Source organism: Pseudomonas sp. BN415 (genome assembly GCF_029871195.1).
In the GTDB taxonomy this organism is placed as follows: domain Bacteria; phylum Pseudomonadota; class Gammaproteobacteria; order Pseudomonadales; family Pseudomonadaceae; genus Metapseudomonas; species Metapseudomonas resinovorans.
Genome location: NZ_SSOK01000032.1, coordinates 1 through 10,965 on the forward strand (window position 1 = coordinate 1; position 10,965 = coordinate 10,965).

General features: G+C 61.3%; 6 protein-coding genes, 1 rRNA gene and 2 pseudogenes. 8 read left to right on the plus strand and 1 reads right to left on the minus strand.

From position 1 onward, the window contains the following. The first annotated feature begins 13 nt into the window (after positions 1–13). From rrf to E8F20_RS09400, 4 genes and pseudogenes are all read left to right on the plus strand, one after another. A 5S ribosomal RNA gene (rrf, locus tag E8F20_RS09385) occupies positions 14–129 on the plus strand. A gap of 156 nt (positions 130–285) precedes the next feature. Continuing rightward, positions 286–853: pseudogene (locus E8F20_RS28400) on the plus strand (LysR family transcriptional regulator); the annotation flags it as partial. A 95-nt stretch (positions 854–948) separates the two neighbouring features. After that, positions 949–2,115, plus strand: a pseudogene (locus E8F20_RS09395) (amidohydrolase). A gap of 181 nt (positions 2,116–2,296) precedes the next feature. Beyond that, on the plus strand, positions 2,297–3,901 hold the full coding sequence (locus E8F20_RS09400; RefSeq protein WP_280283516.1) for an inorganic phosphate transporter: 1,605 nt from the start codon (positions 2,297–2,299) through the stop codon (positions 3,899–3,901). A gap of 72 nt (positions 3,902–3,973) precedes the next feature. On the opposite strand, the gene E8F20_RS09405 is transcribed toward E8F20_RS09400, so the two are convergent. After that, positions 3,974–4,270, minus strand: a complete 297-nt coding sequence (locus tag E8F20_RS09405) for a hypothetical protein (RefSeq protein WP_280283517.1) — start codon at positions 4,268–4,270, stop codon at positions 3,974–3,976. A gap of 626 nt (positions 4,271–4,896) precedes the next feature. Between E8F20_RS09405 and E8F20_RS09410 the strand changes: the two genes are divergently transcribed. The 4 genes from E8F20_RS09410 to ltrA all read left to right on the plus strand — a co-directional run bounded on the left by E8F20_RS09410 (position 4,897) and on the right by ltrA (position 10,877). Then, positions 4,897–6,432 carry an OmpA family protein gene (locus E8F20_RS09410; protein WP_280283518.1) on the plus strand — a complete coding sequence of 512 codons (1,536 nt, stop codon included), beginning with the start codon at positions 4,897–4,899 and terminating at the stop codon, positions 6,430–6,432. Positions 6,433–6,453: 21 nt separating this feature from the next. Next, the gene (locus tag E8F20_RS09415) at positions 6,454–8,049 is read left to right on the plus strand and encodes a hypothetical protein (RefSeq protein WP_280283519.1); all 1,596 of its coding nucleotides are present in this window, start codon (positions 6,454–6,456) and stop codon (positions 8,047–8,049) included. Then, positions 8,046–8,879, plus strand: a complete 834-nt coding sequence (locus E8F20_RS09420) for a hypothetical protein (protein ID WP_280283520.1) — start codon at positions 8,046–8,048, stop codon at positions 8,877–8,879. The genes E8F20_RS09415 and E8F20_RS09420 overlap by 4 nt, the downstream gene beginning before the upstream one ends. A 702-nt stretch (positions 8,880–9,581) precedes the next feature. Continuing rightward, on the plus strand, positions 9,582–10,877 hold the full coding sequence (gene ltrA / locus E8F20_RS09425) for a group II intron reverse transcriptase/maturase (RefSeq protein ID WP_280283042.1): 1,296 nt from the start codon (positions 9,582–9,584) through the stop codon (positions 10,875–10,877). Positions 10,878–10,965: the final 88 nt, after the last annotated feature.

Sequence of the window (10,965 nt, forward strand, 5' to 3'; positions counted from 1 at the left end):
CCCAACCGAATTGCTTGACGACCATAGAGCGTTGGAACCACCTGATCCCATCCCGAACTCAGCAGTGAAACGACGCATCGCCGATGGTAGTGTGGAGCTTCTCCATGTGAGAGTAGGTCATCGTCAAGCTTCTATCCCAAACCCCCGATCCGCGTAAGCGGGTCGGGGGTTTGTCTTTGTGAGCCGGAAAAACTGGATCGCAAAATATCCCTTCGTGCCTTAGGCCGTTGCCCTTTGCGGTATTAGGATGGCTGGGACTGCAGGACCAATAAGAACGGAGAAGACATGTCCCCCGCCCGCAAGTTACTGGTGCTCTATACCGGCGGCACCATCGGCATGCAGTTAACCGAGACTGGCCTCGCCCCCGCTTCCGGCTTTGAAGCCCGCTTACTTGCCGAGCAGGCCAGCCACCCACAACACCCTGCGCCCGACTGGATATTCCAAGAGTTGTCGCCTTTGCTGGACAGCGCCAACATGACGCCGGCCAATTGGCTGGAGCAGAGGGACTGCGATGCCGTGCCCCTGCTCCATGGCACCTACACCCAGCCCGCGCTGAGCCGTTCCATCAAAGACCTGGAAAGGGAGCTTGGGCTCACGCTGCTGCAGCGCTCCTACAAGGGCATGTCGCTGACCGAGGAAGGGCGGCGGGTCATCCGCCACGCTCAACTGGCAGTGTAGAGCCTGCGGCGCCTGCAGATAGAGGCCGAGAACATCCAGGCCATGACAGTTGGAGAAATTTCCATCCGTGTCACCTCGCTGACCGCCATGCTGGATGGGCTCGAGGAAAGTCTCACCGTCTTCCAGGCGAACCCCCCGCGTACGCCTCAAACTGGTGGACCTGCGCCCTGGACAACCCCCAGGCACCGGCCCTCTACCTCCTGGCCGGTGGCGCCATCAGCCTGGCCTGCCTGGCCTTGTTCCCTGAAAACCCCGGACGGGAGTGACCCCATGAATGCATTGATTCAACCCGGCGCCGAGCTGGACCTCGACGCCTTCGTCCAACTGCGCCGCGATATCCATCAAGCCCCGGAGCTGGGCGGCGACACCCCCTCACTGCCGAGCGGGTGGCCAGCAGGCTCGAAGCCTGGGGCTACGAGGTGCGTCGCGGCATTGGCGGCCACGGCGTGGTCGGCATACTGCGTCGTGGCGAAGGTGGCCGGCGCCTGGGCCTGCGGGCCGACATGGATGCCTTGCCCATGCAGGAGAAGAACCGCTTAGCCCATGCCAGCCACATTCCCGGCCGGATACATGCCTGCGGCCATGACGGCCACACGGCCATCCTGCTTGCCGCCGCCTGGCGCCTGGCGCCTGGCCCGGGAACCCCGTTTCAACGGCACCCTGAATCTCATCTTCCAGCCCGACGAGGAAGGGCTCTGTGGCGCCTGCGCCATGATGGAAGATGGTCTGTTCCAACGCTTCCCCTGCGATGCCATCTTCGCCCTGCACAACATGCCCGGCATCCCGGTGGTCCAGTTCGGCCTCACCATGGCGTCCTCGGAGCGTGTTGGGCTCCACATCAAGGGGCGTGGCGGCCACGGTGCCATGCCCGAGCTCGCGGTCGATCCGATACCGGTACTGGCCAGCCTGATCAACGCCATCCAGACCATCAAGTCGCGCAACCTCGCGGTGGAGGAGTACGCGGTCATCAGCATCGGCACGGTGGCGGCGGGCACCGTGTACAACATCATTCCCGAGGATGCGCGGATGCTGGTCAGCGTGCGAACCGACACCCACGCCACTCAGCGCAAGATCAACCAGCGGCTGCAGGAGATCGTCCGCGGCCACGAGCAGCTGTTCGGCGTCGAGATCGAGCTGGAAATTGCCCAGCTCGCGCCTGCACTGGTCAACAGTGAAGCGGAGACCGAGCTGCTGCGCACCAGCCTCACCCCGCTATTCGAGCCTGGGCGCGTGCTGCCGCGTGCAGCCAAGGTGATGGGGACCGAGGATTTCGCCTGGATGCTCACCGAGGTGCCGGGATGCTACTTCATGCTGGGCAACGGCGAGGGCGAATATCACGGCTGCTCGGTCCACAACCCCCACTACGACTTCAACGACGCGCTGGTTCGCATCGGCTCCGATTGCTGGGTCAAGCTGGTGGAGGACTACCTGGCCTGAAGCTGCTCCAGGATGGAAGAGGCCCCGTCATACGGGCGCTGTAGGCACTGTCATCAAATGGTCATGAAACTGTCTTAATTTGCGCGACGACGAACCCCCAGGGGGTTCGCGCCGTCGATCGGCAGTTCCAGGCCCGCCTGGCTCCGGCTCGACGACAACCGGTCCTGCTTCGGAGCCATCCATGACCAACCCCCCGACCACCCGCAGTGTGTCGCCACTTGGCACGCCTGGCATCTCGCCCATCAGCCTGTTCTTCAGCGCACTGTTCATCGCCGTCACCGGTTACTTCCTGTTCTGGGGCGTCGACTACGTCCAGGGCAACCATATCCTGCTGTTCGTCCTGGCCACGCTGTTCGGCGTGTTCATGGCCTTCAACATCGGCGGCAACGATGTCGCCAACTCCTTCGGCACCTCGGTGGGCGCTGGCACCCTGACCATCAAGCAGGCGCTGATCGTCGCCGCGGTGTTCGAGGTCTCCGGATCCATCATCGCCGGTGGCCACGTCACCCAGACCATCCGCGGCGGCATCGTCGACCTGGGGGCGATGCAGGTAGCGCCGCTCGACTTCGTCTACATCATGATGTCGGCGCTGATCGCCGCCGCCCTCTGGCTGCTGTTCGCCACCAAGCGCGGCTACCCGGTCTCCACGACCCACTCCATCATCGGCGCCATCGTCGGCAGCTCCATCGCCCTCGGCATCCTGATGCAGGGAGGAGAGGCCGCGTTCGAGTTGGTGCAGTGGGGCAAGATCGGCGAAATCGCCATCTCCTGGGTGCTCTCGCCGCTGCTCGGTGGCCTGGTGGCCTACGTGCTGTTCAACCAGATCAAGAAACACATCCTGACCTACAACGAGCGTGCCGAAGATCGTCTGGAAGCCCTGCGGGAGCAGAAGCGCGCCCACAAGGCCCAGCACCAGGAAGGCTTCGATCGTCTCTCCGAGCTGCAAAAGGTCGCCTACACCCACACCATGGCGCGCGACCAGCAGCTGATGAGCGATCGTGACTTCGACCCTGAGGACCTGGAGTCCGACTACTTCAAGGGCCTCTACCACCTCGATCGCCAACGTGAAGACATCGCCTCCCACCGCGCCCTGGAAACCTGGGTCCCGCTGGTGGCTGCCATCGGTGCGATGGTCATCGGCTCCATGCTGCTGTTCAAAGGCCTGAAGAACCTCGAACTGGGCCTCACCACCCTCAACAGCTACCTGCTGCTGGGCATGATCGGCGTCGGCGTCTGGATGTCCACCTACGTCTTCGCACGGTCCCTGCGGGACGAACCCCTGGGCCGCGCCACCTTCCTCATCTTCAGCTGGATGCAGGTGTTCACCGCCTGCGGCTTCGCCTTCAGCCACGGTGCCAACGACATCGCCAACGCAATTGGCCCCTTCGCCGCCATCATCGACGTGCTGCGCACCGGTGAGACCGGCTCCCAGGCGGCCATCCCCCCCGTTGCCATGATCACCTTCGGCGTGGCGCTGATCGTCGGCCTCTGGTTCATCGGCAAGGAAGTGATCCAGACCGTGGGCCACAACCTCACCCAACTGCATCCGGCTTCAGGCTTCTCTGCCGAACTGGCTGCTGCTGCGGTGGTGATGGCGGCCTCGGTCATGGGCCTGCCGGTATCCAGTACCCACATCCTGATCGGCGCCGTGCTCGGGATCGGTCTGGTCAACCGCCAGACCAACTGGGGCCTGATGAAACCCATCGGCCTTGCCTGGATCATCACCCTGCCCGCCGCCGCGCTGCTCAGCGCCGGTGCCTTCCTGGTGCTCCGCAACCTGTTCTGATGCCTTGGCGTTGGTGGGCGGCAGTACCTTGTGGCTGGCGCAGTGGAGCCTCAATTCTCGGGGGCTCCCCCATCAGCGGCGGGCTTCCCGGCGGGCCGCTTTCCGCGCTGCGGCCACCAGGTCGCAGGCATCGGTCAGCAGCAACTGCGCGGCATCGGCGATGTGCATCAGGTCGCGCCCATCCACATCGCCCGGCGTCATGCTTGCCAGGCTGTGCAACAGGCCCCGGGCCGCGTTCAGGCGCATATCCGCGCAATCCTGCAGCTCCACACAGGCGCGGTTGCCGTCGAGCAGCAGCACGGGCGTGATGCCGGCATTGGCGGTCAGGGGAATGAGTGCGGGGGAGGGGAGAGGGAAATCCGTGTGCAAGGTGAAGCTCCTATATCGGGTCGGGAGCTGCCACGGTCTTGCGGCCAAGCAAGAGGGGGGGCAGCTGTGCGCGGGTTGGCCGACCGGGAATATAGGACCCGGCACACCCGAAGGTGTCCCGCGCACAACTGCCATGACGCGGCGTTGCAGAGGTGTGGCCCCCGCAATACGCGTACTGGCGCATGTGCGCCTATATCCAAGCGACCGGCCAAGGTCGGCCACGGGACTGACCGTGGCGGGCCGGACTATCGGCGGAGGATGGATGGCCTGGCAACGTTGTGGCGTGCCGTCATCCTCGACCCCCCAACCAAAGCTCAGTCCCCTCGGTACTGTCCGGTCAGCCCCGTGCCTCGATCAATTCGGCATCTGGAAGCTTCCTGCGATTGCGCTTGAACTCGACTGTGGAGGTTTCACAGGGTGACAGCTCGTGCCGCCGGGCAATCGATGATGCATCCATGCCTCCGAATTTGGCTCGCTATTCGTAGAAGGTCTTACGGCACAACTCAGGAACAGGACTCTGAGTCGATTGGTTTGTAGTGGCAATGTGCTGCATCTCTCTGTAAATTCCGCGCGTGGCTGGATGTCAAAATGCCACCGTCAAGAAGTTTGATCGGCAAGGAGCCGTCATGCACAGATCGTTTCGCCTTACGGCGCTCAGTTGCGCCTTTCTTACGGCAGCTGGCTGCTCCAGTCAGCAAATGCAAGACCTACAGGAATCCGTTAATAGCGTTGGCAAAGACTACGGTATGGCAGTTCTTTGCGGCGTCGGCGTCGTTGGTGGCGCTGCTGCCGGGTATGCCCTGAAGGGTAAAGACGGTGTCCTTGCTGGCGTCGCCGTTGGTGGCGCGCTTGGTTGTGCGCTCGGCTACGTGTGGCAGTCCCGCCTTCAAGAGCTGGATCGAATCGCCAAAGAAGAGAACCTGAAGATCCAGACCGAGCAGCTAACCGTCGCCGAGGGCGCAATTGCAACTGCGGTCCCGAAAGAAGCGGGATTGGTCACTCAGATCGAAGACACCGGCATGTTTGCTACCGACTCTGCAGAGCTTACCGAAAGCGGCAAGCGTGCAGTGAGCAAGCTGGCCGAGATGTACGCCAAGCCTAAGGCGACTGACCAGCAAGCAGCGGCCAAAGAAGCGAAGGAGCGTCGCCTCCTGGTTGTTGGCCACAGCGATGCAACCGGCAACGCTGAATACAACCAAAAGCTCTCTGAGCGTCGGGCTAAAACCGTAGGCAAAGTGCTCGTAGCTGCTGGCATCCCGGCTAGCTCGATCTACTACCAAGGTGCAGGGTCTTCTCGACCAATCGCCGATAACAGCGATGTGTTCGTTCGTGGCCAGAACCGCCGCGTAGAAATCGTTGAGCTGGCCAACGATCAAGCGCTGGTTATGCGTGCGCAGGCCGAGGCAGGCAACACCAAGTACCTGCAGTACGGTACCTCCACAGTACCCAAGGCTAGTGTTGCTGCCGCTCCGACTGTTAAGTCCACAGCCTCCACGAGCGCACCGGCAGCCACTCAGTCGTCTACGTCCTCACCTACTGTCGCCAGCACCAGCAGCTCTGCCAAGCCTGCTTCCAAGGCAAATCCTGCTGTCGACTTCGCTGGAAAGCCTACTGATGCTTACAACTGGTCCATGGCCCAGAACATCAAGCCGAAGAACAGTGGCTTTGAGCTAATCAGCTCTGCGCGAGCAAGCGAAATGCCAATGTCCAGCTGCGAAGCTGACATGCCGCGTAGTGCCGGTGAAGTGCTAAGCATGGCCGATGACAAACCTCTGCAGCGTCATGCCACCAGGGATTACCTACCGGGCTACAACAACCGCGTGTGGGCCAACACCGTTAACGGTCACTTGGTTACCGTGTCGCCGGTCTCGATCTTGCGCGAGAACGCACAAGTTGATCGTCAGCCGATCCTGCAGGTTGTTGAGAACTACGACCAAAACACCAAAAACAGGGCGCAGACGATCAAGGCTGTAGCAAACACCTACGAAGGTGAAAGCGAGGTGCTGTACCGAGTGTTTGCCCGCGATGCGAAGGCATCCGTGTCCTGCATGGATCTCGTGTTCAGCAAGGGCAACGCCAAGGTTACTGAAGGCGCTCTGTTCTATGCCGCCGGTTCGGATGCCTATGTGGCTACTTACGTGCCAATCCCTGCAACCAAATAAAACAAGTCATGGAAGTCCTAAATGGAAGACTTATCACTAGCTGCACTCAAATCGTTGATCCTCGCAAACCAATTGCTGACCGCCGGCGTCATCTGGCTTCTCGTGAGTGCAGTGGTCGTCTGGAAGTACTGGGAACAGGTTTCCTACTTCCTGATCCGTGCTTGGCATAGCTTCCCCCTGATCGGTACTGTCGCCCGCCTGTCGCGCAAGCCGTCATCGGTCGATAGCGATGGCTGGATCAACCACGAAGTTACTCTCGCTAACGTGTACTACCGCGAGTTCAAGAAGTACATGAAGGGCCCGGAGGCCTATAACGCCTCTCTCGACTACCTGGCCAAGGCCGGTGAAGCAGGTCGTTCTCCGCGTCCGGCCTGGGTTCTGTTCCTGGTGGTTGCTCTGGTCTTGATCGAGGCGATGGGCTTTGCCTATGTGCTGGCTGGCTGGATGAACATGGATGCCTCGACCAATGACCGTCACCTTCTGACGGCCGGCACAGCCATCCTGCTGGCAGTGGCGTCGGCTGTTTTTGCCGAAGCTGCCGGTCATACCGTGCACCACAACACCCTGATTGCCCGTGCACGTCACTGGTGGCAGGGCGAAGAGCCGAGCAAGCGCTCCCGCACTCTCAAGTCTGGTAAAGCAATCAACCTGGAGGATTCTTTCACCGACAGCGGCAAGCCTGACTATGAGCAATTGCTCAACCGTGTGGCGGATGTTAACTCCAACGTGTCCCGCAAATTCCTCTGGTTGATCATTTGTGGCGCCTTTGTCACATGTATGGCCATTGGCGCCTTTGTTGTCCGCTCCGCCACCCTGGACAGCATTGAGACTGAGATGGTCAACAGCATGAAAGCTGAGGCATCCGTTCAGAGCGACAGCAGCGTTGGCTCGCCGTTTGACCTGCCGGATGAGTCCCAGGCCATCAACGATGAAGCTCAAGACGCCACCATCGAAGACAAGATGGATGCCATCCGCCAGGCCAGCCTGACCACCTACGTCATGCTGTCCCTGATATACATCGCTATCCAAGGCATCAGCATCTGGCTGGCCAGCAAGTACCACTTTGCTGGCACCCATTCCCACACCGCATGGCGCCTCACTCATGAGTACGCTACTGCTGAGGAAATGATGGACGCCATGGACCAGCAGCGCATCGCCGTCGCTAGCCATGCTGACGACAAGCTGCGCCGTCTGCAGACAGCGCTTTCCAGTCGCGACCATACCAACAATGGTGTACTCAGCGCCTTGGAAGGCGAGAACTCGGCCCACCGCAACTTCCTGGCCTACGTCGAGTACAAGGCTGGCAAGGTGTCGCACAAAGCTGTAACTCAGTCGGCTCCCGCCGCTCAAGCGGCTCCGGAGACTCCAGTCGCGCAAGTAGAAGCTGCTCCTGCTCCTGTTGTAGCGACTGCCGCCCCTGCTCCGATTGCTGAGCCTGCTGCCGCAATCAAGGCGACCGACTTCCATGATGTCACGGGCCTGCCGGAAGAAAGCCTTGCAGCCGCGAGCCGTGCTCTGAGTGTCACTGAAGCCCAGTTACGTGACATCCGCGACCAGCAGATTGCTCTGAAAACTTTGGGCCTGTTCCCGGCTAAGAAAGAGGAAGTACTGTCGTGAACGCGGCCAAGGCATTGATCTTGGCGCTGGCGCTGCCCTGTGCAGCGCTGGCTGCCGAGCGGAACGACCTGCAGAGCTGCTACGACCGTAGCGGTCTGACCGAAATCAAACCGGCTGCTAACGGGCGCGAGCTGGTGGTCATTATCGACCAAACCATACCGATGCCCGAGGATCTGCAGCGTAGCAGCTGGGGGCAGATCGATCGCTTCGTACAGGCTGGCGATCGCGTGAAGCTATACACCTTCTCCGCATTCCTGCCAGGCGAGTACCTGCGGCTAACCTATGCCGGTGAGATGGACATGCCGCTCGAAGGAGAAATCCGTGATGACGTCAGCCAGCGCAAGCTGCGTAGCCTGGACCAATGCCTGACCACTCAAAAGAAGGCGTTCCAAGCTGGTTTTGGCAAACAGTTCGTCAACGGACTACGCCAAGCACGTCAGGACATTCCGAAGAGCGAGATCATGAACTCCCTGCGAAAAGTGGGCGAGGACATGCAGCGTGAGCAAGGCGTGAATGATCGGGTGATTTTTCTGATCTCCGACATGCTTGAGCACTCCGAATACACCAGCTTCTACGCAGCCAACCAAATCAAGCAGCTCAACGTGAGCAATGAATTGAAGCTCGCGCAAAGCAAAGGGCTGTACGCCGATCTCCAGGGCTCTCGTGTCTACGTGTCGGGCGCTGGTCTGGTCACCGATTCGGTGAAGCATGCCTACCGCTCCGGCAAGACCATGGACGCGCTCAATCAGTTCTGGTCTCAGTACCTGAGTGCTTCGAACGCGACTCTGGCTGGATTCGGTACGCCGAGTTTGAGCACCGATCTTCGCTGAGGTTAATGGCTGAAGAAGCGCGCCTTTAGCCACATTTCAATGCTGCTGCGACCCGCGAGCATCAATTAGCCTTTGGGAGAAAATGAGCAAGGTTTGTAGTGGGGCACAGCCCGAGTCCATGAGTATCCACCCCGCACCAGGATCTAGGATTGAGGGGCTCCACGCGGCGATGCCGAAGGTTCTACGGCTGTGCCAGTAATCGGCTCGCTAGAGCCTGGACCGAGGCACCGCAAGGTGTCTCGATCTTTGGTGCGCCCAGCATGGGCGCAATCTTGTGGGTGAGAGTCCCGCCGTGAGTTGACCACAGCGAACGAAGTGAAGCGCAACTGCATGAGGGCGACCAAGTGTGGGGAGGAAGCGTGGAGCGAAGCCGCGAGCCGATGAACAAGAACCGGATACAAGGCGATGCCGACCAGGGCGAGCGGGCCAAAAGCCGCGAAGCCCTCGTGGTCAAAGGGCGGCGGCGTAGATCCGGCGGTTGTGCGGTGAAGGATTGCGTCCTTACCTGGGGAGATCTCGCCTTGTGCCTGAAAGGGCGACGGCGGCAGCCGGAGCGAGAAGTCAGCAGAGGCCGTAGTAGTAGTTTTTTTTTCGACGAAGGGCCGAACGAGAGAGAGCGCCGGAGGCCATCTTGATGCGACATGACCGGAAGTCAGATGCCCGCCAAACGCGGGGCGGACGCAGACGAGAAGCGGTGAAACCGTGAATCGCTCCGTCAGCGACGAGGCATGGCGCCCGCAAGGTGATCCCGAAAGCGCAGGGCAAGGGCTGCTGCAACGCGCCTTTGCGAGAGGCAACCTGCAACGCGCCTGGAAACGAGTCAAGGCTAACAAGGGGGCGGCGGGTGTCGACGGTCTGGATATTGAGCAGACGGCCGAGCACCTGCTGACCGAGTGGGCCGGGATTCGCCATCAGCTGCTGTCAGGGGCGTATCGGCCCAGCCCGGTACGCCGCGTGGTGATTCCCAAGCCCGATGGTGGCGAACGCGAGCTGGGTATTCCGACGGTCACCGACCGGCTGATCCAGCAAGCGCTGCTGCAAGTCTTGCAGCCGCTCCTCGATCCCACCTTCAGTGAACACAGCTACGGTTTCCGTCCGGGTCGTAACGCCCACGGCGCGATTCTCGCGGCGCAGCGTTATGTCGCGTCAGGACGGCGGATCGTGGTGGATGTGGACCTGGAGAAGTTCTTCGACCGGGTCGATCACGACATCCTGATTGATCGTTTGAGCCAACGGATAGCGGACCGGCCGGTAATCCGGCTGGTCCGCGCCTATCTGGATGCTGGAACGCTAAAGGCTGACGTGATCGAGAAAAGCCGCTGCGGGGCGCCGCAAGGCGGCCCGCTGTCGCCGTTGCTGGCGAATGTGCTGCTGGACGAAGTGGATCGGGAGCTGGAGCGAAGAGGCCACTGTTTCGTGCGCTACGCCGATGATGCGAACGTCTACGTCCGCAGTCAAAAGGCAGGTGAACGCGTGATGGCCTGGCTGAAGCGTCTGTATGGACGGCTGCACTTGAGCGTCAACGAGAGCAAGAGTGCGGTGGCGAGTGCGTTTGGCCGCAAGTTCCTCGGTTATGCCCTCTGGCTGGCCCCGAATGACGAGGTGCGCCGCGGGGTGTCGATGAAGGCGCGGGAAACGCTCAAGCAACGGGTCAGGCAACTGACCCGCCGGTCCGGTGGCTGTAGTTTGGCTGATGTGGCCGGGAAACTGCGCAGCTACCTCCTGGGATGGAAAGGGTATTTCGGGTTGGCACAAACCCCTCGAATCTGGCGAGCGCTGGACGAGTGGATACGCCGCCGCCTGCGTGCCCTTCACCTCAAGCACTGGCGCCATGGCAAGACGACCTACCGGGAGCTACTCCGCCTTGGAGCCAGTCCCCAGGTGGCGCAATCGGTGGCAGCACTGAGCCGCCGCTGGTGGCATAACAGCCTCTCCGCTGTGCACCGCGTGCTGACGATTGCCTACTTTGACCGTCTCGGCGTGCCGCGCCTCTCCTAACCTCAATCTCTCGAACCGCCCGGTGCGGACCCGCATGCCGGGTGGTGTGGCAGGGGAGCGGCCTGCGAAGGCCGCCCCCTATGCCGAT